We start from the raw sequence: 22801 nt of genomic DNA, 5'->3' as shown, positions 1-22801 counted from the left end.
GGGCGGGCTCAGGCGGCGTTGGCGCTGGCGCCCTGGGGCGCGGGCACGGCGACCCCGGCCTCGGTATATTCCTTGAGCTTGTTGCGCAGGGTCCGGATCGAGATGCCCAGGATGTTGGCCGCATGGGTGCGGTTGCCGGCGCAGTGCTCCAGGGTGTCGAGGATCAGCTGCTGCTCCATCTCGGCCACGGTCTGGCCGACAAAGCTGCGCTGGGCGGCCTCGGCGGCGAAGGTGGCGGCCTGGGCGGTGCGGGCGCCGGCGTCGGCCGGCGCCAGGGGCTGGCCGTCCGGCAGGCGTACGGCCTCTTCCGTGATCTCGTCGCTCACCGAGAGCAGCACGGCGCGGTGGATGGCGTTTTCCAGCTCGCGCACATTGCCCGGCCAGCGGTGAGCGACCAGGCGACGCCGGGCCTCTTCCGACAGGGCCTTTTCGGCCATGCCGTTGGCGGCGGCGTACTTCCTGGCGAAGAATTCGGCCAGGACCAGGATGTCGCCCGGACGTTCGCGCAGGGCGGGCAGGCGCAGGTTCACCACGTTCAGGCGGTAGAGCAGGTCTTCGCGGAAGGTCCCGTCCTTGACCGCCTGGGCCAGGTCGCGGTTCGAGGTGGCCAGGATGCGGATGTCCACGCGGACAGGCTTGGCGCCGCCCACCCGGTCGATCTCGCGCTCCTGGATGGCCCGCAGCAGCTTGGCCTGCAGTCGGGCATCCATCTCCGAGATTTCGTCCAGCAGCAGGGTGCCGCCATTGGCCTCTTCGAACTTGCCGATGCGGCGGGCGAGCGCGCCGGTGAAGGCGCCCTTCTCGTGACCGAACAGCTCGCTTTCCAGCAGGTTCTCGGGAATGGCGGCGCAGTTGACCGAGATGAACGGCTTGGTGGCCCGGCGGGACTTCTGGTGGACGTAGCGGGCGACCACCTCCTTACCCGAGCCGCTTTCGCCGGTGATCAGGATGGAGGCGTCGGACCCCGCCACCTGGTCGGCCAGCCTCAGCACCGCCTGCATGGCCGGATCGCTCACCACCATGGGGCGGTTGTCGTCGGCGACCGCGGCGAGGACGGCGGCGATCAGCTCAGCGTCCGGCGGAAGGGGGATGAACTCCTTGGCCCCGGCGCGGATGGCGGCGGCCGCCCTGACCGGATCGGCGCCCACGCCGCAGGCCACCACCGGCACGCGGATGCGCTCGGCCTCGTTGGCGGCGATCAGGGCGGCGATGTCCAGATCGTAGTCCACCAGCAGCAGGTCGGCGCCCTGGCCGGCCCGCAGGGCGTGGGTGGCCTGCGCAATGGTCTCCACATGGCTCACCTTGGCGCCGGCGCTCATCGCCATCTTCACCGCCGAGGAGAGCTGTCCGTCCAGTTTTCCGACGACCAGAAGCCGCATGTTCAAATCTCCTTACGCGTCAGGCCGCCCTAGGCCTGCGTGTCGCCGTCCTTGATGATTTCAGTCATGGTCACGCCCAGGCGTTCGTCGACGATGACGACCTCGCCCCGGGCCACCAGGCGGTTGTTCACATAGATGTCGATCGCCTCGCCGACCTTGCGGTCCAGCTCCAGCACGCTGCCCGAGGCCAGCTGAAGCAGCTGGGCGACGGACATCTGGGCGCGGCCGAGAACGGCCGAGATGCTGACCGGGACGTCGAAGACCGGCGCCAGATCGCTGGCGGCCTTTTCCTCGATCTCGTGCCCGAAGTCCGGCAAGGGCTGGTCGCCCGGCCCCAACTCCTCGAGCTTCAGCTCATGATCCGACATGACTTGGTCCTTTCTCCGGTCAGGCGTCGCCGCCGGGAATGAGGGGTTCGGCGTGCAGGCCCTCAGAGGCCAGGGCCGCTTGCAGCGCCTCTGTCACCCTCTGGGCCGCCGCGGCGGGATCGAAACGGGCGGCGCCGTCGCCGAAGTCCAGGGCGAAGGCCGCGGGCGCCGCGCCTGGGTCGCTGCGAACCTGGATCTGGCCGGCGAAACCGATGGATTGCGCCGCCTGGGCCAGCAGGGGCTCGAGGCCTTCGGCGAGGGCCGGCGACACCGTCACCACCAGGCGCGGGACGCTTTCGATTTCCCGGGCCAAAGAGTCCAAGGCCGCCTGCAGGGGCGCACGGGGGAAGGCGTCGAGGGCCGCATCTGCAATGGCCTGGCCGCAGGCCAGGGCCAGTTCGGCCGACCCGATCCGGTGGTCATGGGCCACCTCGGCCAGACGGGGCAGGGCGGCCTGGCAGGCCTGGGCCAGATGGGCCAGGGCCTGGGCCTGCTGCGCCTCCACCCGGGCCATGGCCGCGCGTTCGCCCTCGGCATAGGCCTGGGCGCGGATGGCCTCGACCTCTTCCAGCGGATAGATGCGCTTGGGCCGCGCGGACGCCTGGGCCACGGCGCCAGCGTCGTCAAAGACGGTGTCGAAGTCGAACTTGCGCGGGGCGGGACTGGTCATCAGTAGATCAGCTCATCATCGCCGCCGGCGCCGGCCAGCATGATCTCGCCCTTGGCCGCCAGGTCCTTGGCCACCTGAACCATCTTCATCTGCGCCTGATCGACATCCTTCAGGCGGACAGGTCCCATGCCCTCCATGTCCTCGCGCATGATCTTGGCCGCGCGCTCGGACATGTTGGAGAAGAACATTTCGCGCAGGGCGTCGGACGAGCCCTTGAGCGCCAGGCCAAGCTGATCCTTTTCGACCCCGCGCAGCAGGGTCTGGACACCGCCCGGATCGAGTTTGGAGAGGTCTTCGAAGACGAACATCAGGGCGCGGATGCGCTCGGCGCTCTCGCGGTTGCGCTCTTCCAGCGCGGCCATGAAGCGCGACTCGGTCTGGCGGTCGAAGGAGTTGAAGATGTCGGCCATCATCTCGTGGCTGTCGCGCTTGGAGGTGCGCGCCAGGTTCGACATGAACTCCGTCCGCAGGGTCTGCTCGATCTTGTCGAGGATTTCGCGCTGCACGGGCTCCATGCGCAGCATGCGGGTCACGCATTCCAGGGCGAAGTCTTCGGGCAGGGCGGCCAGGACGCGGGCGGCGTGCTCACCCTTCACCTTGGACAGGATGACGGCGACGGTCTGGGGGTATTCGTTCTTCAGATAGTTGGCGAGGACCGCCTCGTTCACATTGCCGAGCTTGTCCCACATGGTCCGACCCGCCGGCCCGCGGATCTCTTCCATCAGCGCTTCCACCTTGTCGGAAGGCAGGAAGGCCTGCAGCAGCTTCTGGGTCTGCTCGAACGATCCCATGATGGTGCCAGCGCCGGACATGCCCGACACGAACTCCACCAGCAGGGCCTCGACCACATTGGCCGCCACGGTGCCGAGGCTGGCCATCGCCTGGGAGACTTCCTTGATCTCCTCCTCGTCCAGGTTCTGCCAGATGGTGGCGTGATCCTCGCCAAGCGCCAGCAGGACGACGGCGGCCTTTTCCGGGCCGCTCAGCTGGGCCGGATCTGTAATGGACTTGTTTCGGCCGCCGCCACGCACCACGAGACTCATGCGGATTCGTGCAGCCAGCTACGCAGGATCGCGACCGACTGCTCCGGATTGGTGTCGACGAAATCGGCGACCCGTTTGACCGACGAGGCCTTCACCTGGCCCTCGATGCGGGCGATGTCGATCTTCTGTTCCAGGGCGTCAGGCCCCGGCAGGGCCAGGGGCTGACCGGTCTCGGGATCGACCCCCACATGGACGGTCTGGCCATCCGGCGTGGTGGTGACCACGCGGGTGATGGTCTGCATCGGCAACCCGCCCGAGCCGCCGCTGGCGCTCTTGAGCAGGGGGCGGACCACGAAGAAGACGATCAGCAGGGCGACAATGGCCAGGATGGCGAGCTCGATCGCCCGCATGATGTCATTCTTGTCGAAGTCGGTCAGCGGATTGGAGGCCTCCACCCCGCCGAGTTCGGCAGGCGCGTCGAAGGGCATGTTGACCACGGTCACCTGGTCGCCGCGCTCTTCGTTGTACCCGACGGCGGTGCGGACCAGCTGCTCGATCCGGGCCATCTCCTCTTCGCTGCGGGCGGCGTATTCGCCGGGCGCGCCGTTCTCGCCGGGCGGGCGGACGCCGTCGACGGCCACGGCGACCGACAGGCGCTGGACCTTGCCGGGCTCATTGACCTCGGTGCGGACCGTCTTGGAGATCTCGTAGTTGGTGGTGGATTCCGTGCGGCCGCTGGCCGAGGCCAGGCCCGCGCCGGCCTCCGGCCCGCCCAGGCCGCCTGGGATATTGGCGTCGGCGGTCACCATGCCGTTGTTGTTGGCCTCGTTCTCGTTGGCGCTTTCCTCGACCGTCTGCTCGGAGCGCACCACCTGACCGTCAGGGTCAAAGGTTTCTTCCTGCAGGGTCACCCGCGCCAGATCGAGTTCGGCGGTGACGTTCACCCGCGCCTTGCCGGGGCCGACGACGCTTTCCACCAGGGCCTTGACGGTCTTGGCGATGCGCTGCTCGACCTCGCTCTTGCGGCTGTCGGCCATTTCGCCGGCGAAGCTCTCGCCGCCGCCCGACAGGGTCTTGCCGTGCTGATCGACGACGGTGACCCGGTCCGGCGTCATGCGCGGCACCGCGCCGGCCACCAGGTTCTGAACGGCGCGCACCTGTTCGGGGGTCGGCGCGCGGCCGCCGACGCCCATGGTGATCGAGGCCGAAGGCTCCTCGGCGGCTTCTTCGAACAGTTGACGCTTGGGCAGCACCAGGTGGACGCGGGCCGAGGTGACGCCGTTCAGGCTGCGAATGGTGCGGGCCAGCTCCCCTTCCAGGGCGCGCTGGCGGTTCAGCTGCTGGACGAAGTCGGTCTGACCAAGCGCATTGGAGTTGTCGAAGATTTCATAGCCCACCGAGCCGGCCGTCGGCAGGCCCTGGCTCGACAGGAGCAGACGGGTGGAGGCCACCTCGTCACGGTTGACCAGGATGGTCGAGCCGTCGCCCTTGACCTCGTACTTCACGCGGGCCTGCTCCAGCGCCTGGGTGATCGACCCGGCCTCGCGCATGTCAAGATTGGAATAGAGCAGGGCCTTGGGCTGGCCCAGATTCATGGTCAGGGCGATCAGGGCGGCGGCCACGCCGGCGCCGATCCCGAGAATGGCCGCCAGACGGCCGATCCCGAATCCCTGCAGGGCCCCAACAAACTGGTTCAAGGCGCGTCCCACCCCAAAACGGTGCGGATGACGCCCAAACTGCGCCGCCCGCTAGGCAGGATTTACCCAGTTGATGGTAAACGCGGCGTTTAAGAGTGCGGGCTGCGAGGCTTAACGGCGAAAAAGGCGCCGGGGCGCAATGTCGCACCCGGCGCCCGTCTCTGTCGGGGGTCTAGCTGCTCCAGGGCGTCAGGGCGCCCCAATGGAACAGGACGACGGCGAAGGCGGCGTAGATCAGGGTCGTGGCGGTGAAGCCGAGCTTGCGAAGCACCGGCCAGCTATCCAGACGCCGGCCGCCGCGCCAGATGCTGATCAGCGAGGCCAGGGTCGCGATGGTGAGGGCCGAGGCCACCAGGGCGCAGGCCGAGGCCAGGATCATCCGCACGCCAGGCCAGGTGTAGACCACCTGGGCGGTGTCGCCGGCGCCGGCGACCCAGGAGACGAAGAGGCCGACGGCCAGCAGCCAGAGGACCGCCTGGATCGTCTGGATCAGGCTCGCCTGACTCTGGATCTGGGTCTGGCGCAGGTCACGCCGGTTGCGCAGGGCCAGGCCCACCAGGGTGGAGACCGCCGCGATCACGCTGAGCGCCGCCAGCCAGGCCAGCACCTGCGGCTGGCTCCAGAGGCCGACCCGCTGGAAGCGGGCGTCGTTGAACGCCCCCCGGAAGCTGTGGGCCTTGCCGTTTTCGATATTGAAGACCAGGCGCTGGGCCCCTGTGGTGGAGATGAAACGCCCTTCGGCCGGGGCGCCGTCTGGAACCCAGGTCTGGGTTCCGCCAAGGCCGCTGGCGGTCAGCCGCCCGTCAGAGGTCACACGGACGCTCGTCCCGGCCATGATGAAGCCCACGAAGCGCTCCAGGCCAACATAGGCCCTCCGGGTTCCGAGGTAGTGGCCGTTATAGACGCTCCCCAGTCGGGCCAGCTCCGGCGAGCCTTGCTGAGGCCGGGCTTGGGCGGGGCCGTAGAACTGGCTGACCACAGCGCCGGGCAGACGGGTGGCGAGCTCCGCGCCGTTCTCGGTGTTGACGCTGACGAACACGCCCAGATCGAGCTCGGGGACCACCACCATGTTGGAGGCGAAGGACAGGGTGCCGCCGGCATGCCCATAGCCTTTCCGGCCGCCGGGCAGGGCGTAGGCGATGAAGCCATGGGGCCAGTCGTTCACCCCGGCTTCGTTGGGGCGCAGAGGCGTGCGGAAGGCCCGCGCCGCGGCCGGCCCGAAGATGCGGTTTTCTCCGTACACGCCGTCATTCAGCAGGACGATCATGTAGCGGGCCATGTCGGCGGCCGTCGACGAGGCCGATCCGGCCGGCGCCAGGTGGCCGAGATATTCGAAGGGCCGGGCCTCGAACCCCCCCGCCGGCGTCCAGCGGAAACCCTCGGAAACGTCCCGCGCCAGGGTCTCGGGCATGGGGGCGGGGATCCCCTCCCGTGGCGGATGGGGTTCGCGGAAGGTGGTGCGGCTCATGCCCAGGGGCCGGGTGATCTGGGTTTCGACCAGCTCTTCGAACGGCCGGCCGGTCACATAGGTCAGGGCCTGGCCGGCCAGGCCGACGCCATAGTTGGAATAGGTCGGAAAGAGGCCAGGCTCGCGAACCCGACGCGGGCGCTCCTGGCGCAGATACTGGGCGATCGGCCGCTCGCGGTTGAAGTCGCGCTCCATGAGCTGGCCGAGCGTCCGATCCTCGAAGCCCGCCGAATGGTCCATCAGGTGGGCCACCTCCACCGGCTGGGCGAAGCCCTGGTCGCGGATCTGGAGCTGTTCGGGCAGGTAGAGATTGACCGGGGCGTCGATGCGGATTCGCCCGGCCTGGATCTCGTTCATCAGCAGGATCCAGGTGAAGGTCTTGGAGATCGAGCCGATGCGGAAGAGGGTGCGGTCGGGATCGACCGGACGCGCCGGGCTGAAGCTGGCATGGCCATAGCCCTTCTTCAGGACGACCTGTCCGCCCTGGACGACCGAGACCGTGACGCCGGCGATGCCGTCGCGGGCCATGGCCGAGCCGATCACGCCATCCAGATAGGCTTCCAGCTGTTCTGGGGCCACCGTGGGCGCGGCGAGTCCCACAGCGTTTTGGCCGGCGGGGCTGCTGAGCTCTCCGGGCGCCGAGGCCGTCGGGCCTGTCGCCGGGCCTGTCGAAGGGCGCACCGTCGAGCGGACCGGGGCCGGGGCGCGGGACGCAGCCTTCGGGTTCAGCTGCTCATAGGGGATGGGCGCGCTGGGCAACTGTTGGGCCCCGCTGGCCATGGGCAGGCACAGGCTCGCCATGAGGACGGCCGCCGCAGCCTTGGGCAAGATGCGCATCAAGCAGGACTCACTGTCAGATTTCCCCGAAAACCTCTTCTAGGGCGCCCAGCCGGAGCCTCCAAGATGGTGTTCAGGGCGTGGCGGGCGCGGTGAAGGCCAGCAAGGGCAGAAGCGGTCGAAGCTGCGGTCCAATCCAGATCTGCGGTTCGGACGGCGGGCTGACGCCCTCCTGGATTTCCCGGGCGGCCACACAGGCGCGCACCTCCGGGGCCAGGACGGCGAAATGGGCGGCGCCCTTCAGGACCTTCAGGAAGCAGTCGTCGAAATAGGGGTAGGTGTCGGCCTCGCCGCAGCCGAACGAGGTGCGGTCAGGGCGCGCCGCGGTCAGGATCATGCGATTGGGCTTGGCCAGGGCCGGGACGAACACGCCGGAAAAACAGGCGGAGACCACGACAATGGTCGGCTTGGCGCCGCAACTGCGGTCGATCATCAGCCCAAGGATGTGTGGGGGCAGGATCACCTCGTCCACGACAACGCCCTGGGGATCGCCATGGGAGGTGAAATAGACCACGCAGCCCGGCGCCTGGGCGGACTGGGCGCTCAGGGTCTCGTAGATCGCCTTGGCCGTCGCCTTCCGCGCGATATCGGACTCTGGCCGGACGGAGAACTGAATGATGCGGCCAGGATCAAAGCCGCGATCGGACAGACCGGCGGCGATATCGCGGCGCGCATTGTCAAAGGCCTGGGTGGGACCGCCGCCGGCGCCGCGCCAGTCGCCGGCCACCACCACAGCGGTCCAGGTATCGAAGGGGCTCGGCGTCTCGGCGCGCGCCGATGAGGTTGCGGCCAGGACGAGCCCGATGGCCAGGGCGCAAATCTGAACGATCAGACCTGCGCGCCGGCCCGCCATGTCAGCTCTTGTAGGATTTGAAGGGGGTGGGCAGGGCCGTCCCCGTCGCCTTGGCCAGCAGCCGGCCATCGGAGTCGTAAAGCTCGCCCTCGGTGAAGGCGATGCTGCGGCCCCACTTCACCACCTTGCCGATCCCCTTGATCTCGCCGGGCATGGCGGGACGCAGGAAGCTGGTCTTCATCTCCAAGGTCGGCGCCACATGGGTCATGCCCGAGGCGACCATGCAGGCCACCGACATGGCCTCGTCCAGCATGGCGCAGAGATAGCCCCCCTGGATTTGCTTCATGGGGTTGAGCAACAGCTCGGCCTTGGCGTCGAAGGCGACCTCGACCGACTTCTCGGCCTGGCTGACGGCCACCATCCGGAACCCCAGGGTCTGGGAGCCCGTGGGCTGGTTCTTGGTGCGCAGGAAGCGCGCCAGTATGGCCTCGTCGGTGAGGGCTTCAGCCTCGGGGGCGACGTCGGTCATCGAGGTCCTTACTTCTTGCGGAACTGGTCGAGGGAGATGACTTTTTCGGCCGGATCGACGGGCTCGTCCGGCGGGGTGGGCTCACCCTCGGCTGCCGGCTCGGCGGGCTTGAGGCCGGCCGCGGGCTGGACGCCGTCGGCTCCAGCCTCGAACTGCAGCAGGAACTGCACGCTCGGATCATAGAACCGCGTCACCGCCGCATAGGGCACCGAGACCCGCTTGGGCTGGCCGCCGAACTTCAGGGTGACCGAGAAGAAGGTCTCGCCCGGCGCCAGGTCCCAATACTGGTGCTGCAGGACGATGGTCATCTCATCCGGATACTTCGAGAGCAGGTCCACAGGGCCGGACACGCCCGGCGCGTCGGTCTTGAAGGTGACGTAGAAGTGGTGCGCTCCGGGCAGGCCTTCGGGCGAGGCGGCGCGCTTCAGGGCGGCCTTGACCACCCCGCGCAGAGCCTCCTGGGCCATCGCCTCATAGTGCATCTGGTCTTGGGCCGGCGGCTCCTGGGCCATGGGGTCTCCGGGGGTGGGCGCTGCAAAGGTCAGAACCTAGCGCGTGGCGCGCGGGGCGCAAGGCGGCGCGCGCGGCTGGGGCATGTTCCGGGCGATCTGACGCGCCGGCGACACGTATGGCGGCTAGAAAACGAATGAGGGAAGGTGGAGGGGTTCTGTTGCAAGGCCCCCTCCCGGCCCCGCCTAGCGCTGCTAAGACACTAGGAGTTTAGGTCGAAATCTATCGGACCGCTTACGCAGCCAGACGGACTTCTTCAGCGAAGTTATCGTTCGCATTTAGATTAAGGCCCGAAACGGTGGGCCAAGCCGAGAGAAAGCAACACCTTTAGACGTCTGTCGATGCTGATCGGCCCCAGACTTCCCGGCGATACCCGAGGAAGGATTTGGTGGAGCCGCCGGGAATCGCACCCGGGTCCAGTCCGCTTATGACGTGCGCGTTTATCTCCATAGTCCGGCGAACCGGACAGGTTGAATATAGGGCGGCGCCCGGCGGATTTGAAGGGCTTTCGCGCGGGACGCCTAGGAGGCGGGCGGCCGATCGGCCGGTTTGATCCGACCGCCGCCGGCGATCAGCGTCTCATAGGCGGCCTTTTCCCGGGAAAAATCGGCGCCCCGGGTCAGCAGCACGTCGATCCGCGGCTCGTGGCCCATGGCCGCGCCGATGGCGGTCTCCAGCAGGTCGGCCACCTCGCCGACCTCGGCGGGATCGCAGTCGCGCCGCAGCACGCCGCCGCCATCGTCCGTCAGCCGGACCAGATCATAGGCCACGCCGTCGAGACAGATGGAGCCGACGCTGGCGTCGCCCTCCTGGGCCACGGCGTCCCGGGGGCTGTTCCAGGCCGGCGCCTTCGCCAGTTCGAGAATGCGGCTGCGATAGCCGGCGGGAAGCTCGGCGTCGAACCCCACCCGCCGGGCGATATCGGGCTCGCAGCAGGCCCGGCCGGCGCGAACCTGGACGAAGGCCTTGCCGTCCCGCCGAGCGGTCAGGCGGATCACCATCTGCTCGACGCTGTTGGAGGGCCTTCGCCAGACCTCGATCATGGCTTCGCCGCCATAGACCACCTGGGTCTGCAGGGGCGGCAGGCCCCAGAGGCGATAGAGGGTGGGTTCGATCGGGCTGGTGACCGCGGCCGGTCCGCTGCGGGGCAGGCGCCGGCGGGCCATGGGATCGGCGGCGTCGGGCGGGGCGGGGCGCTCGTCCTCCCACCAGCCCCTGGGATCTGGCGGCGGGTAGGGCCAGGCTGCGCCCGGGGAGCCCTCGCTCGGCGTTTGGGCGAAGCTCGGGCTGGCGGCCAGCAGGCTGAGGGCCAGCCCCAGGATGACCGGCCGCATCGTGATCGCCGCCATGAAAGCTCCTACATGCCGTCTGCGCCCCGCGTGATGGAAAGCACGCCGGTGCGCGACAGTTCCACCAGGCCAAGGGGCCGCATCAGTTCGGCGAACTTGTCGATCTTGTTGGGCGCGCCGGTGACCTCGAAGACGAAGCTCTCATGGGTGGTGTCGATCACCCGGGCGCGGAAGATGTCGGCTACCCGCAGGGCCTCGACCCGCTCGGAGCCGAGGCTCTTGACCTTCACCAGGGCCAATTCGCGCTCCAGGCCGTTGGGATCGCGGGTCACGTCCTGGACGTGGCGGGTGGAGACCATCTTCTCCAGCTGAGCCTCGATCTGGCCCAGCACGTGGGGGGTGCCGCGGGTGACGATGGTCACCCGGCTGGTGTGGGCGTTGCGGTCGGTCTCGGCGACCGTCAGGCTCTCGATATTGTAGCCGCGGGCGGCGAACAGCCCGACCAGCCGGTGCAGGACGCCCGGCTCGTTGTCCACGAGCACGGCGAAGGTGGCGAGGTTCTCCACCTCGGCCTTGTGGTCGAGGTCATAGACGGAGGCGGGCTGGGGATCGGGCATCAAGGTCTCTTCTCTGGGCTCGGCCGTTCAGGTGTCACAGGCGCAGGCCGAGGGCAACTGCGAGCTGGATTGCGTCGACGGGCGAGGGCGCTGACATTTGCCCAGTCACCCTCAACCAGTGCTTCCTTCTTTGCGCGCGACCAACCCTTGATCTGCCGCTCGAAGGCGATGGCGTCGGTGATGCGTTGGAACTCTTCGCACCAGACAAGGACGACTGGGCGACGCCGCTGCGTATAGACACCGCCCTCGCCAGCTTGGTGCTGTCCGACGCGTGTCTGGACGTCGCCGCCGCGGTGCGAGCCGACATAGTATGAGCCATCGGCGCACTTCAGCATGTAGACCCAGGCGCTCATGCGGCCGCCCTCGTCCTTCGAGGCCCGCTACGCGGGCGCCTCAGGATGAGGGCGACTGGAACGCCCCGCCTCACGGCCTCACAAACCCCCCTCATCCTGAGGTGCGAGCGCAGCGAGCCTCGAAGGACGCAGGGACTGGCCGAAGTGTTTCTCATTCGTTCCCAGTCTGCCGCAGGGTGCGAGGGGGTCAACTTCGATGTCTGCGCCTCGAAGGACGCAAGGCCTCACACCAGCCGCTTGCCCGCATCGTCGATGATGGAGCCGAGGTCGCGGGCTTCCTGGGCCAGGATCATCTCGTTGTGCGCCTTGCCCGACGGGATCATGGGGAAGCAGTTCTCTTCCTTGGTCACCCGGCAGTCGAACAGGACCGGACGGCGGACGGAGATCATCTCGGCGATCTTGTCGTCCAGCTCGCCCGGATGCTCGGCCCGCAGCCCCACCGCGCCGAAGGCCTCGGCCATCTTCACGAAGTCCGGCAGGCTTTCCGAATAGGAGTGCGAATAGCGCTCGCCGTGCAGCAGCTGTTGCCACTGGCGGACCATACCCATCCATTCGTTGTTCAGGATGAAGATCTTGATCGGCAGGTCGTACTGAATGGCCGTGGCCATTTCCTGCATGGTCATCTGCACGCTGGCGTCGCCGGCGATGTCGATGACCAGTGAGTCCGGGTGGGCGATCTGCACGCCGACGGCGGCGGGCAGGCCGTAGCCCATGGTGCCCAGGCCGCCCGAGGTCATCCAGCGGTTGGGGTCCTCGAAGCGGAAGTACTGGGCGGCCCACATCTGGTGCTGGCCGACCTCGGTGGTGATGTAGACGTCCTTGTCCTTGGCGTGGTGATACAGCCGCTCGACGGCCAGCTGCGGCTTGATCAGCTTGGAGTCCGGCGCATAGGCGAAGCAGTCGCGGGCCCGCCAGGCCTCGATCTGCTTCCACCATTCGTCCAGGGCGGTCTTGTCCACCGACAGGCGCATGGATTTCCAGGCGGCGATCATGTCCTCCAGCACGCTGGCGGCGTCGCCGACGATGCCGACATCGCAGCGGACGTTCTTGCCGATGGACGAGGCGTCGATGTCCACGTGGATCTTGCGCGAGGTGGGCGCAAACGCGTCCAGCCGGCCGGTGACCCGGTCGTCGAACCGGGCGCCCAGGGCGACCATGACGTCGCAGTCGTGCATGGCGTGGTTGGCCTCGAAGCTGCCGTGCATGCCCAGCATGCCCAGCCACTTGGGGTCGGACGCCGGGAAGGCGCCCAGGCCCATCAGGGTCGAGGTCACCGGCGCGCCGGTCAGTTCGGCGAACTCCCGCAGCAATTGCGCCGCCCGGGGGCCGGCGTTGATCACGCCGCCGCCGGTATAGAGGATCGGCCGGCGCGACTGGGCGATCATGGTGACGGCCTCGGCGATGCGGCCGGCGTCGCCCTTCACCTGTGGGCGGTAGTCATGGGCGTGGGTGACGGCCTTTGGGCCCTGATAGGCCGCCTTGCCGAACTGCACGTCCTTCGGAATGTCGATGACCACGGGGCCGGGCCGGCCCGAGGTGGCGATGTGGAAGGCCTCGTGCATAATGCGCGGCAGGTCGTCGACGTTCTTGACCAGATAGTTGTGCTTGGTGATCGAGCGGGTGATGCCGATCGTGTCGCACTCCTGGAAGGCGTCGGTGCCGATCAGGTGGGTGGCGACCTGGCCGGTGATGACCACCAGGGGAATGGAGTCCATCAGCGCATCGACGATGCCGGTGACGGCGTTGGTCGCGCCAGGACCCGAGGTGACCAGGACGACGCCGGGCTTGCCGGTGGAGCGCGCATAGCCCTCGGCCGCATGGGTGGCGCCCTGCTCGTGGCGAACCAGGATGTGACGCAGCCGCGGCTCGGCGAACAGCGCGTCATAGATCGGCAGCACCGCCCCGCCCGGATAGCCGAACAGAACCTCTACGCCCTGGTCGAGGAGCGAGCGGACGACGATCTCGGCGCCGCTCATCATCTCGGTGTCGGCTTCGGGGGCGGTGATGGTCTGGTGGGCGGTCATGGCAGTGGCCTTCTTTAGGCTGGCCTTCAGGGCAATAAAAAAGGCCCTCGGGGGGCCTTGGTGCAAGCGACCTCGTTCGCGCCGATCGAAATCGGCCCGGCTAAGGTCGCCACTCAAGTACGGTGCGGACGCGCATGCGCGTTCTCCAGATATAAGATTTCCCGCTCTTCGCATGCTCGCGGCAGGGCGTCAAGGCGCGCTAAGCGCAAGAAACTGCCTCCATTGGTCTTCCGCGGTCGTGGCCGAAATCCGCGGCCAGTCCGGCGTCTGGTTGCGGAACCAGGTGGCCTGGCGCTTGGCGTAGCGGCGGGTTTCCTGTTGGGCGGCGGCAAGCGCCTCGTCCCGCGTCATCTCGCCCGCCTGCCAGGCGGCGATCTCCCGCAGCCCCAAGGCCTTCATCACGGGGAGGGTCGGTTCGAGCCTCCGGGCGACCAGGGCCGAAACCTCGTCCGCCGCCCCGGCGTCGAACATGGCGGCCAGGCGCGCGTCGCAGCGGGCATAGAGCGTCTCCCGCGGCGGCTCGACGACGACGCTCCGCCAGTCGTTGGCCGCCAGCGGCGCCGTGGTGGCGGCCTGAAGATCCGAGAGCGAACGGCCGGCGGCCAAATAGACCTCCCAGGCCCGCACCAGCCGCTGGCGGTCGCCGGGCGCGATCCGGGCCGCCGCTGCCGGATCGATGTCGCCGAGGCGAGTCCGGAAGGCGACCTCGCCCAGGGCCTCGAAGTCACCTTCCGCCCTGGCGCGCGTCTCCGGCGGGGCGGCGGGGATGTCGGCCAGACCGTGGGTGAGGCTGCGGAAATAGAGGCCGGTGCCGCCCACCAGGATCGGGCTTAAGCCTCGGCTGCGGATATCGGCGATGATCGGCAGGGCGGCGCGGCGCCAGGCGCCCACCGACCAGGCCTCGGCGCCGTCGGCGACGCCAAACAGGTGATGCGGCGCCTGGACCATCTCATCGGGCGTCGGCCGCGCGCTCAGAATCCTCAGGTCGCCATAGAGCTGGATGGAGTCGGCATTGACGATCTCGCCGCCGATTTCCCGGGCCAGGCGCAGGGAGATCGCCGTCTTGCCGCTTGCCGTCGGCCCGCCGATCAGCCAGATGCGGGGCTCCATGGAAATCGCTCTCACCCTCGTCAGTCCGCAGGAGACCGCGCTCGCCGCGGCCACCGTCCAACTCACCCAAGCGCTCGCAGGCGCGCAGGCCCGCGTCAAGGAACCCCGGCCCCTGGGGCCAAGCGCCGTCGACCTGTCGGTGGAGGCCGCCGCGCTTGAGCCCGTGCGGGCCGCCGCCCAGGCCGCCCTTTCGGAGATGCCGGTGGATGTCTGCGTCCAGCCCTGGGAAGGGCGGCGCAAGCGGCTGCTGATCGCCGACATGGATTCGACCATCATCGGCTGCGAATGCATCGACGAGCTGGCCGACTTCGCCGGCGTCAAGGACAAGGTCTCGGAGATCACCGAGCGGGCCATGCGCGGCGAGCTTGATTTCGAAGCCGCCCTGCGCGAGCGGGTGGCCATGCTGAAGGGCCTGCCGCTGACGGACCTGCAACGGGCCTATGACGAGCGGGTGGTTCTCAACCCCGGGGCGCGGACCCTGGTGCGCACCATGGCGGAGAACGGCGCGCGCTGCGTCCTGGTGTCCGGCGGCTTCAGCTTCTTCACCACCCGGGTGGCGCAGGCCGCAGGCTTTCACGCCCAGCGGGCCAACACCCTGATCGAGGATGGCCAGGTTCTGGCCGGCGAGGTGGGCGTCCCGATCCTGGGACGTGAGGCCAAGCTGGCGGCCCTGCGCGAAGAAGCGGCCGGTCAGGGCCTGGACCTGGCCGCGACCCTGGCGATCGGCGACGGCGCCAACGACCTGGCGATGATCGAGGCTGCGGGCCTGGGCGTGGCCTATCGGGCCAAGCCAGTTGTGGCCGCCCAGGCTCACGCCAAGGTGGATCATGCCGACCTGACCGCGCTGCTCTACTTCCAGGGCTATGCCGCGACGGACTTTGTCACCGACTGAAGCCAACCTTGATTTCGCTGGCTGCGCGGCCTGGGCTAAGAGCCAGCCCATGACGCTTCCCCGCCCCTGCGCCGCCGTCGTGTTCGACATGGACGGCCTGCTGATCGACTCCGAACGCCTGATGCTGCAGGCCATGGAAGGCGCGGCCCTGGCCATCGGCCGGGACATGCCCTTTCCAGTGTTCCAGAGCATGGTCGGCCTGACCCATGCGGCGAGCGACGGCATCCTGATCGACCACTTCGGCGAAGGCTTCGTGCTCGACGACTATGTGGCCGATGTCCGGGCGCGGTTCGTCGAGGCGCACAAGGCCGGCGTCGCCCTGAAGGCCGGCGTCATCGAGATGCTGGACCACCTGGACGCGGTCGGGGCGCCTCGGGCGGTGGCCACCTCGTCGCGCATGAGATCGGTGGAGACCCATCTGGGTCACGCCGGACTGCTCTCGCGGTTCGACGCCTTCATCACCGCCGAAAGCGTGACCCAGGGCAAGCCGCACCCGGAGCCCTATCTGAAGGCCGCCGCGGCGCTGGGCATGGATCCCCGCGACTGCATCGCCCTGGAGGACAGCCATAACGGCGTCCGTGCGGCGGCTGCGGCCGGCATGATGACCATCATGGTGCCTGACATGCTCGAGCCCAATGACGAGATGCGCGGCCTCTGCGTGCGCATCGCCCGGGACCTGCACGAGGTCCGCGACCTGCTGGCCGTCATGGTCGGCAAATGAAAAGCCCCCGATCCGGCTAGGGATCGAGGGCTGATCGTCTTGGCGTCGTCGGGGCTTATCGCGTCCCGCCGGGACCCCGCTCGAAGTAGCGGAAGAATTGGCTGTTCGGCGAAAGCACCATGGTCGCATCCCCCTGGCCGATCGACGCCTCATAGGCCTGCATCGAACGATAGAAGGAGGCAAATCCCGCGTCGCGGCCGAAGCTCTGGGCGTAGATGCGCGTCCGCTGCGCATCGCCTTCACCTCGGGTCTGGTCGGCGATTTCCTGGGCCGTGGCCAAGGTGATGGTCACTTCCTTGTCGGCCTCGGCGATCCGCTCGCGCTTCTGCTGCTCACCGACGGCGCGGATCTGGGCGGCCTGCTGCTGGCGGGCCGTCTCCATCCGGCGATAGGTGGCCGCCATGTTTTCCTGCGGCAGGTCGGCGCGACGGATGCGGACATCGATCACCTCGATGCCCAGCCGCGAGGACGTGGCCCGGGCGCGAACATCGGCCAGGGTGTTGGCCATGACCCCGCTGCGGGCGCCGGAGATGATGTCGCTCGACGTGGCCGAACCCAGAACCTGGCGAAGGGACGAGTTCACCAGCCGCTGGATGCGGTCGCCGGCCGTCCGATCGTCGCGCAGGGTGCGGTAGTACTGCAGCGGATCGCTGATCCGGTAGCGGATGAAGGCGTCCACCACCAGGCGCTCCTGGTCGGCGGCGATGACCTCTTCCTCCTCGGTCTCCAGGGCGATGTTGCGCTTATCGAAGCGCAGCACCTGTTCCATGAACGGAACCTTGACCTTGAGGCCGGCGGTGGCTTCGGGCCCGGCGTTGACGACCCGCACGGGGTCGCCCAGCCGGACGACGATGGCCTGTTCGCGCTGGTCCACCACGAACAGGGTGTTGGCAAGGACGATGAGCGCCACCACCGCGGCGATCATGAAGGGGATATAGCGGCGATCCATCATTGGCTGCTCCTCGCGCCGGGCGCCGCAGAGCCGGTTTCGGCGGGCGTGGCGCTGGACGCCGACGGGCCGGTGCGGGGCCGGAAGACGTCCGGCGGCAGGATGATCGGCGCGGTCGCGCCGTCGGAGTCGACGATCACCTTGTTCGAGTTCTGCAGGACGCGCTGCATGGTCTCGATATAGAGGCGCTCGCGGGTCACCGCCGGGGCGGAGCGATACTCGGCGTAGATCTGGTCGAAGCGCGAGGCCTCACCGGTGGCCTCACGGACAGCCTGTTCGCGATAGGCTTCGCCGGCCTGGGTGATGCGCGCAGCGTCACCCTTGGCCTCGTTGACCACCCGATTGAAGTAGGCCTCGGATTCGTTTCGGGCCGACTCTGCGTCCTGGCTGGCGTTGAACACGTCGCGGAAGGCCGCGATGACCTCCGACGGCGGGTCAGCGTTGCGGATCTGAACCTCGACTACGCTCACGCCGGCGCCCCATGAATCCAGGGTCTGCTGCATCAGCTCTGCGGCCTGGGCCTGAACGGGGCCGCGGCCGCGGGTCAGGATGTAGTCCAGGGCCGAGCGGCCCACCACTTCGCGCATGGCGCTTTCGGCGACGGCCTTCACGGACTCCTCAGGATCGCGGATCGTGAAGATGAAGCGCGGCGCATCGGCCACACGCCAGGTCACGCTGAACTTCAGGTCGATGATGTTCTCATCGCCCGTCAGCATGAGGCTTTCCTGCGGGTTGGCGGCCTCGGACGTGCCGCCGATGTCGATGCGGTTCAGCGAGGTGACCGGCACCTTCTCGACGCGCTCGATGGGCGAGGGGAGGCGATAGTTCAGGCCAGGCCCCGCCGAACGGGAATAGGAGCCGAAGGTGGTGATCACCGCCTGCTCGTTGGGCTGGACCAGATAGAGGCCCGACAGCGCCCAGAGCGCGAAGGCGATGGCCGCCACCGCGGCGATGGCGCCTGGGCGGATCTGGTCTCCGCCAGGCCCGCCGAAGAAGTTGCGCATCCGCGCCATCAGGCGCTCCAGCAACTGGTTGAGGTCGGGCTGGGGGCCACGGGGTCCGCGAGGGCCGCCGCCGGTTCCGGGGCGCCTTGGGCCTCCCGGACCGCCCGACCCGCCGGAACCGCCACCTTGTTGTGGCGGATTTCCCCAGGGGCCGGGGTTTACGTTGTCATTCCAGGGCATTCTTTTTGTGCGTCGTCTTTCTGGGTCGCGTCGTCGGGGGACGTCGGGTGTGTCGGCGTATCTCGGCGCGGCCGCGATGTTGGGTCCGCCAGGGCGGACTTGTAAACCGGCGCTTACAGCCGGATATGAGACGGCCAAGCCGCCAAAGCAAGCCGAAGCCGACATGAACACATCACGCCTGCCTGACCGCGACGCCCTCCTGGCGCTCCTCGATGGGGTCCGGGACCCCCAAAGCGGCAAGGGGCTGGTCAGCGCGGGCCTGGTCCAGGGGCTGTCGGTGCGGACCGGCCGGGCGGGGTTCATGATGGAGGTGGCGCCAGGCCTGCTGGAGCTCTACGAGCCCGTCCGCCTCGAGGCCGAGCAGGTCCTGCGCCAGGCGCCGGGGGTCGAGCAGGCCCAGGTTGTGCTGACCAATTTCGACGGCCCCGGCGGCGGGGCGGTCGCGGCCGCGCCGCCCGCGGCCGAAGAGGCGCCGCCGGCGCCGGGCGTGACCCGGGTGCGCAAGGGCGCGCGCTTGGCCAATGATCCCCAGGCCGCGCCCTCGCCGCCGCCCAACGCCGCCAGGCCTGCCCATGTGCGCCGGGTGATCGCCGTGGCCAGCGGCAAGGGCGGGGTGGGCAAGTCCACCGTGTCCGTCAGTCTTGCGACCGCCCTGTCGGGTCTGGGCCTGCGGGTCGGCCTGCTGGACGCCGATGTCTACGGACCGTCGGCCCCGCGGATGCTGGGGGTCGATGGCGATCCGGAATACCATCCCGAGAAGAAGCTGATCCCCCTGGAGGCCTGGGGCATCAAGGTCATGTCCATCGGCTTCATGGTCGATGAGGGCGCGCCGATGATCTGGCGCGGGCCCATGGCGTCCTCGGCCGTGCGCCAGATGATGCACGAGGTCGCCTGGGGCGAGGCCGACGCGCCTCTGGACGTGCTGGTGGTCGACATGCCGCCTGGCACCGGCGACATCCAGCTGACCCTGATCCAGAAGATGAAGCTGGACGGGGTGGTCATCGTCACCACGCCGCAGGAAATCGCCCTGATCGATGCGCGGCGGGCCGCCTCAATGTTCCAGAAGACCGGCACGCCGATCCTGGGCGTGATCGAGAACATGGCCTATTTCGCCGATCCGGCCACGGGCGTGCCGATCCCGATCTTCGGGCAGGGCGGCGGCGCGGCCGAGGCCGAGCGCCTGGCCGTGCCCATGCTGGGCCAGATCCCGATCGACGTGGCCCTGCGCCAGGCCTGCGATGATGGCCGGCCCCTGGGCGTCACGGCGCCCGACAGCGGGCCGGCGCGGGCCTTCCGTCAGGCCGCCGAGATGCTGCGTACGCGGCTGGGCCTGGCCCGGGGCTGATCCGGGCCAGGCGAAGCGTCAGGCCGCCGCGTTGTCCCGGGCGTCCAGGGCGGCGCGGATGGCGGCGTGCTTTTCGGCGTTCATGCCATAGCCGAAGAAGCAGGCGCCGCCGATCAGGACGAAGATGATCGGGGCGAACAGGTAGCACATCTCCAGGCCGAAGATGGCCGTGGCCGTATTGGTGGCGTTGTCGGCGGCGTTGTAGCCCACCAGCGACAGCACCGGGAAGATGATCCCCACCGAGATGGCCGCGCCGACCTTCTGGGTGCTGGTGACCATGGCGTAGAGCAGGCCGACCTGTTCCTTGCCCTGCTCCAGTCGGATGGCGTCGCCGACGTCGGCGACCATGGCGCGCACCAGCACGACAAAGGCGCTGGCGGTGAAGCCGACGGCGAACATGCCGATGGCGGTGGGCAGGAAGGCCCCCTTGGGAATGGCCATCAGGATGGTCTGGAACACCGCATAGGCCACCGTGGCGCCCATCAAGGTCTGGTGCTTGCCGAAACGCTGGGCGAGCTTGGCCCAGACCGGCGCGCCGAGCAGGCCGGCCCCGATGAAGGGCACCAGCAGGATGGAGACCTGAGCGTAGTTGAACGCCTTGGCGTCGTGGAAGAAGAAGACATAGATCGCCGCCGTCGTGCCGGGGCCAAGCGCCAGGGCGAGGTCGGCCAGGATCAGGCGGATCATCTCCGGCCGCTTCAGGGCCTGCCAGTATTCCCGCAGGTCGAAGGTTTCGGCGGCGTTCTTGGGCGCGACCTTTTCCGGCGACAGCAGGACACAGAAGGCCGTGGTCAGGGGAATGCCGACGATGATGATCCAGCCGATGGCCGGCATGCTGTCGGCGGAGCCCGGTTCGATGGCGCCGCCGGTCAGGGCGGGCAGCAGCAGCAGGCCCACGGCGCCGGCCACGCCGACGGCGTGCATCCAGCCATAGACCCGCGAGCGCTCGTCATAGCTGGTGGCGATGGCCGAGGCCCAGGCGGCGTGGGCCAGGGTGACCACCGACAGGGCGGCGTAGATCACCAGCAGCCAGAGGATCAGATAGCCCTCGCCGGCGCCGACCGGCGGATTGAACAGCTTGTAGGCCCCGAACATCATGATCGGCACGCCGCCGATCACCCAGGGCCGATAGCGGCCGATCGGGGTGCGCGTGCGGTCCATCAGGGCGCCGACGATGGGGTCGAAGGCGATGTCGATCAGGCGCACGATGGTGAAGGCCGCGCCGACCGCGATCAGGCTGATGCCGATCTCGCCGGCGAAGTAGCGCGGCAGGAACACGCCGAGCGCAAGCGCCAGGACGGCCAGCGGGATGCCGGTGCTCGAAAAGGCCAGGACTGTGATGAGGGGTAGACGGCCGCCGCCGCGGGGCGCGGTTGCGCCCAGGGTTGAAGCACTCACTGGAACGTCTCCAAATCTATCATTTTGGCGCAAGCTTGGCTGCGCGATTATGCAGTCAAGCAAACGCCCGCTTGCGGCGGCGCGCAAGCGGGCGTGAAAGATATAACGGCGGTTGTTTTCAGGTCTTGCGAGGTTCGACCAGGGGCGTGGGGATCGAAGGTTCGCTGGCCAGGGTCTCGATCACCGGCGCGTTGTCATAGAGGGCGTCGCGCTCGTCCAGCTCGCGGCGGATCTCGCTGTGGCGGTCTTCGCCCAGCTTGTAGCCGATGAAGCAGAGGCCCCCCAGGGCGACAAAGAAGATGGGGCCGATCAGGAAGGCCATCTCCAGACCGCGCACGGCCTCGGCCGAGTTGGTCGCCCCGTCTGTGGCGTTGTAGCCCACGCGGTCCAGCACGGTGAAGGTCAGGAAGACCGCAAACGCGCCCGAGATCTTCGAGGTCAGGGTGGTGATGGCATAAAGCAGGCCCGAGCGCTCCTTGCCCTGTTCCAGGCGCACCTCGTCGGCGACATCGGCGGTCATGGCCCGGGTCAGCACCTGGAAGCCGGCCGCCAGGAAGCCGGCGGTGAACATCTGGAAGGCGCCGATCAGCATGTCGCCCTTGGGCAGGAAGGGCAGGAGCACAAGGGACAGGGCGTAGCCGGAGGTGGCCACCATCACCGCGCGATGCTTGCCGATCCGCATGGCCAGACGACCCAGCAGGGGCGCGCCGCCAAAGCCCGCCACGATATAGACCGCCAGCAGGGCGCTGGCCTGGCTGGTGGTGAAGCCGCGGCTGTCGGTGAAGAAGAACAGATAGAGGGCGCTCATCCAGCCGGGGCCGAGCGAGAGGCAGAGATCGGCCAGAACGATCCGGCCCATGGAGGGCCGGGCGATCAGCCGCCAGTATTCCTTCAGCTGGAACTTCTGCTGGCCCGGCACGTCGGGCGAGATCTTCTCGGGCGTCAGGGCGACAACCAGCCAGACGGCCAGGGGCGTCAGGATCAGGACGAACCAGCCCATGGCCGGCACGCCCTGGGCCTCGTCGCGGCCAAGGGCGGCCACGATGAAGGGCATGAGCAGCACCAGCAGGGCGCCGACCACGCCGACGGCGGTCATGATGGCGAAGACGCGGGAGCGGTCATTGTACCGCGGCGCCAACGTCGCGGCCCAGGCGGCGTGGGACAGGTGCAGGATCGAGGTGCCGATATAGAGGATCAGCAGCCAGAAGATCAGCCCGCCGACCCCGCCTGAGGGCGATATGAACAGCATGAAGATGGCCAGCATCAGGATCGGCGCGCCAATCATGGTCCAAAGGCGATAGCGGCCGAACCGCGTCCGCGTCCGGTCCATCGCCATGCCCAGCAGGGGGTCGAGGGGAATGTCGATCATCCGCACCAGGGCGAAGGCCGAGCCCACCGCCAGCAGGCTGATGCCGATCTCGCTGGCGAAATGCCGCGGCAGATAGACCGACATGGCGATGGTCAGCGCCGAAAGCGGCAGGCTGGTGCAGGCGAAGGCGAGGATCGTCGACAGCTTGAGCTGTCGCGCAGGGGCGGGCGCGGCCGCATCGGTCTGTGCCACTCTGGCGTATCTCCCATTGGTCGGCGACGCCTCTGGCGGGCGTAGTTCCGACTTTCAGGTTACGCGCGTTCACCTAGGTCAAGGCAAGGGCTTTCCGCAGGCTTGGCCAGAAAGCAGAACGGGC

21 protein-coding genes and 1 other RNA gene are annotated in these 22801 nt (G+C 68.4%); 3 read left to right on the top strand and 19 right to left on the bottom strand.

The features are described from left to right. Positions 1 to 8 precede the first annotated feature (8 nt). From Q8L83_RS06555 to miaA, 15 genes are all read right to left on the bottom strand, one after another. Positions 9 to 1379 carry a sigma-54-dependent Fis family transcriptional regulator gene (locus Q8L83_RS06555; protein ID WP_305285514.1) on the bottom strand — a complete coding sequence of 457 codons (1371 nt, stop codon included), beginning with the start codon at positions 1377 to 1379 and terminating at the stop codon, positions 9 to 11. 29 nt (positions 1380 to 1408) lie between these two features. Further along, positions 1409 to 1747 carry a flagellar motor switch protein FliN gene (gene fliN, locus Q8L83_RS06550; protein ID WP_305285513.1) on the bottom strand — a complete coding sequence of 113 codons (339 nt, stop codon included), beginning with the start codon at positions 1745 to 1747 and terminating at the stop codon, positions 1409 to 1411. Positions 1748 to 1766: 19 nt separating this feature from the next. After that, positions 1767 to 2417 carry a flagellar assembly protein FliH gene (locus Q8L83_RS06545; protein ID WP_305285512.1) on the bottom strand — a complete coding sequence of 217 codons (651 nt, stop codon included), beginning with the start codon at positions 2415 to 2417 and terminating at the stop codon, positions 1767 to 1769. Further along, a complete protein-coding gene (gene fliG, locus Q8L83_RS06540) occupies positions 2417 to 3460 on the bottom strand; it encodes a flagellar motor switch protein FliG (protein WP_305285511.1) in 1044 nt (347 codons plus the stop codon). The genes Q8L83_RS06545 and fliG overlap by 1 nt, the downstream gene beginning before the upstream one ends. Continuing rightward, positions 3457 to 5097: a flagellar basal-body MS-ring/collar protein FliF gene (fliF, locus tag Q8L83_RS06535; protein ID WP_305285510.1), complete on the bottom strand. Its 1641-nt coding sequence runs from the start codon at positions 5095 to 5097 to the stop codon at positions 3457 to 3459. The genes fliG and fliF overlap by 4 nt, the downstream gene beginning before the upstream one ends. Before the next feature lie 172 nt (positions 5098 to 5269). Beyond that, complete coding sequence (locus Q8L83_RS06530) at positions 5270 to 7402, bottom strand: serine hydrolase (protein ID WP_305285509.1); 2133 nt, start codon at positions 7400 to 7402, stop codon at positions 5270 to 5272. Positions 7403 to 7475: 73 nt separating this feature from the next. Beyond that, a complete protein-coding gene (locus tag Q8L83_RS06525) occupies positions 7476 to 8255 on the bottom strand; it encodes a C13 family peptidase (protein WP_305285508.1) in 780 nt (259 codons plus the stop codon). A 1-nt stretch (position 8256) separates the two neighbouring features. Next, on the bottom strand, positions 8257 to 8724 hold the full coding sequence (locus Q8L83_RS06520) for a PaaI family thioesterase (RefSeq protein WP_305285507.1): 468 nt from the start codon (positions 8722 to 8724) through the stop codon (positions 8257 to 8259). Positions 8725 to 8732: 8 nt separating this feature from the next. Then, on the bottom strand, positions 8733 to 9236 hold the full coding sequence (locus Q8L83_RS06515) for an SspB family protein (protein ID WP_305285506.1): 504 nt from the start codon (positions 9234 to 9236) through the stop codon (positions 8733 to 8735). Positions 9237 to 9379: 143 nt separating this feature from the next. Further along, positions 9380 to 9740, bottom strand: a transfer-messenger RNA (tmRNA) gene (gene ssrA, locus Q8L83_RS06510). A 15-nt stretch (positions 9741 to 9755) separates the two neighbouring features. Further along, entirely contained in the window at positions 9756 to 10583 is an 828-nt protein-coding gene (locus Q8L83_RS06505) for a hypothetical protein (RefSeq protein WP_305285505.1), read from the bottom strand. A gap of 8 nt (positions 10584 to 10591) precedes the next feature. Next, positions 10592 to 11140 (bottom strand): acetolactate synthase small subunit, encoded by a 549-nt coding sequence (gene ilvN / locus Q8L83_RS06500; RefSeq protein ID WP_305285504.1) that lies wholly within the window; start codon positions 11138 to 11140, stop codon positions 10592 to 10594. Then, the gene (locus tag Q8L83_RS06495; protein WP_305285580.1) at positions 11140 to 11475 is read right to left on the bottom strand and encodes a GIY-YIG nuclease family protein; all 336 of its coding nucleotides are present in this window, start codon (positions 11473 to 11475) and stop codon (positions 11140 to 11142) included. The genes ilvN and Q8L83_RS06495 overlap by 1 nt, the downstream gene beginning before the upstream one ends. A 242-nt stretch (positions 11476 to 11717) precedes the next feature. Beyond that, complete coding sequence (locus Q8L83_RS06490) at positions 11718 to 13517, bottom strand: acetolactate synthase 3 large subunit (protein WP_305285503.1); 1800 nt, start codon at positions 13515 to 13517, stop codon at positions 11718 to 11720. 189 nt (positions 13518 to 13706) lie between these two features. After that, positions 13707 to 14627, bottom strand: coding sequence for a tRNA (adenosine(37)-N6)-dimethylallyltransferase MiaA (miaA, locus tag Q8L83_RS06485; protein ID WP_305285502.1), 921 nt, complete (start codon positions 14625 to 14627; stop codon positions 13707 to 13709). Here miaA and serB point away from each other — a divergent pair. Both serB and Q8L83_RS06475 read left to right on the top strand, forming a co-directional pair. After that, complete coding sequence (gene serB / locus Q8L83_RS06480; RefSeq protein ID WP_305285501.1) at positions 14626 to 15519, top strand: phosphoserine phosphatase SerB; 894 nt, start codon at positions 14626 to 14628, stop codon at positions 15517 to 15519. The two genes, miaA and serB, sit on opposite strands and share 2 nt — an antisense overlap. A gap of 49 nt (positions 15520 to 15568) precedes the next feature. Next, the gene (locus tag Q8L83_RS06475; protein WP_305285500.1) at positions 15569 to 16240 is read left to right on the top strand and encodes an HAD family phosphatase; all 672 of its coding nucleotides are present in this window, start codon (positions 15569 to 15571) and stop codon (positions 16238 to 16240) included. 55 nt (positions 16241 to 16295) lie between these two features. Here the strand turns inward: Q8L83_RS06475 and hflC are convergent, their stop codons facing one another. Further along, a complete protein-coding gene (gene hflC / locus Q8L83_RS06470; protein WP_305285499.1) occupies positions 16296 to 17192 on the bottom strand; it encodes a protease modulator HflC in 897 nt (298 codons plus the stop codon). Then, positions 17189 to 18202, bottom strand: a complete 1014-nt coding sequence (gene hflK, locus Q8L83_RS06465; RefSeq protein WP_305285498.1) for an FtsH protease activity modulator HflK — start codon at positions 18200 to 18202, stop codon at positions 17189 to 17191. Before hflK ends, hflC begins: the two co-directional genes overlap by 4 nt. 334 nt (positions 18203 to 18536) lie before the next feature. On the opposite strand from hflK, the gene Q8L83_RS06460 reads away from it, so the two are divergent. Then, positions 18537 to 19718 carry an Mrp/NBP35 family ATP-binding protein gene (locus tag Q8L83_RS06460; RefSeq protein WP_305285497.1) on the top strand — a complete coding sequence of 394 codons (1182 nt, stop codon included), beginning with the start codon at positions 18537 to 18539 and terminating at the stop codon, positions 19716 to 19718. An 18-nt stretch (positions 19719 to 19736) separates the two neighbouring features. On the opposite strand, the gene Q8L83_RS06455 is transcribed toward Q8L83_RS06460, so the two are convergent. After that, positions 19737 to 21116, bottom strand: coding sequence for an MFS transporter (locus Q8L83_RS06455; RefSeq protein WP_305285496.1), 1380 nt, complete (start codon positions 21114 to 21116; stop codon positions 19737 to 19739). A 118-nt stretch (positions 21117 to 21234) separates the two neighbouring features. Then, positions 21235 to 22677: an MFS transporter gene (locus Q8L83_RS06450; RefSeq protein WP_305285495.1), complete on the bottom strand. Its 1443-nt coding sequence runs from the start codon at positions 22675 to 22677 to the stop codon at positions 21235 to 21237. Positions 22678 to 22801 lie beyond the last annotated feature (124 nt).

Source organism: Phenylobacterium sp., from assembly GCF_030680185.1.
Classification (GTDB): domain Bacteria; phylum Pseudomonadota; class Alphaproteobacteria; order Caulobacterales; family Caulobacteraceae; genus Phenylobacterium.
This window is presented reverse-complemented; position numbering and strand designations above follow the sequence as displayed.

What these genes read in the sequence shown, in the direction of transcription:
- Q8L83_RS06530 (WP_305285509.1), bottom strand. Translation starts at nt 7,402, where the DNA reads ATGCGCATCTTGCCCAAGGCTGCGGCGGCCGTCCTCATGGCGAGCCTG.
- Q8L83_RS06490 (WP_305285503.1), bottom strand. Translation starts at nt 13,517, where the DNA reads ATGACCGCCCACCAGACCATCACCGCCCCCGAAGCCGACACCGAGATG.
- Q8L83_RS06460 (WP_305285497.1), top strand. Translation starts at nt 18,537, where the DNA reads ATGAACACATCACGCCTGCCTGACCGCGACGCCCTCCTGGCGCTCCTC.
- Q8L83_RS06555 (WP_305285514.1), bottom strand. Translation starts at nt 1,379, where the DNA reads ATGCGGCTTCTGGTCGTCGGAAAACTGGACGGACAGCTCTCCTCGGCG.
- Q8L83_RS06475 (WP_305285500.1), top strand. Translation starts at nt 15,569, where the DNA reads ATGACGCTTCCCCGCCCCTGCGCCGCCGTCGTGTTCGACATGGACGGC.
- miaA (WP_305285502.1), bottom strand. Translation starts at nt 14,627, where the DNA reads ATGGAGCCCCGCATCTGGCTGATCGGCGGGCCGACGGCAAGCGGCAAG.
- fliN (WP_305285513.1), bottom strand. Translation starts at nt 1,747, where the DNA reads ATGTCGGATCATGAGCTGAAGCTCGAGGAGTTGGGGCCGGGCGACCAG.
- fliG (WP_305285511.1), bottom strand. Translation starts at nt 3,460, where the DNA reads ATGAGTCTCGTGGTGCGTGGCGGCGGCCGAAACAAGTCCATTACAGAT.
- Q8L83_RS06495 (WP_305285580.1), bottom strand. Translation starts at nt 11,475, where the DNA reads ATGCTGAAGTGCGCCGATGGCTCATACTATGTCGGCTCGCACCGCGGC.
- Q8L83_RS06520 (WP_305285507.1), bottom strand. Translation starts at nt 8,724, where the DNA reads ATGACCGACGTCGCCCCCGAGGCTGAAGCCCTCACCGACGAGGCCATA.
- Q8L83_RS06515 (WP_305285506.1), bottom strand. Translation starts at nt 9,236, where the DNA reads ATGGCCCAGGAGCCGCCGGCCCAAGACCAGATGCACTATGAGGCGATG.
- hflC (WP_305285499.1), bottom strand. Translation starts at nt 17,192, where the DNA reads ATGATGGATCGCCGCTATATCCCCTTCATGATCGCCGCGGTGGTGGCG.
- Q8L83_RS06525 (WP_305285508.1), bottom strand. Translation starts at nt 8,255, where the DNA reads ATGGCGGGCCGGCGCGCAGGTCTGATCGTTCAGATTTGCGCCCTGGCC.
- Q8L83_RS06505 (WP_305285505.1), bottom strand. Translation starts at nt 10,583, where the DNA reads ATGGCGGCGATCACGATGCGGCCGGTCATCCTGGGGCTGGCCCTCAGC.
- Q8L83_RS06545 (WP_305285512.1), bottom strand. Translation starts at nt 2,417, where the DNA reads ATGACCAGTCCCGCCCCGCGCAAGTTCGACTTCGACACCGTCTTTGAC.
- ilvN (WP_305285504.1), bottom strand. Translation starts at nt 11,140, where the DNA reads ATGCCCGATCCCCAGCCCGCCTCCGTCTATGACCTCGACCACAAGGCC.
- hflK (WP_305285498.1), bottom strand. Translation starts at nt 18,202, where the DNA reads ATGGCGCGGATGCGCAACTTCTTCGGCGGGCCTGGCGGAGACCAGATC.
- serB (WP_305285501.1), top strand. Translation starts at nt 14,626, where the DNA reads ATGGAAATCGCTCTCACCCTCGTCAGTCCGCAGGAGACCGCGCTCGCC.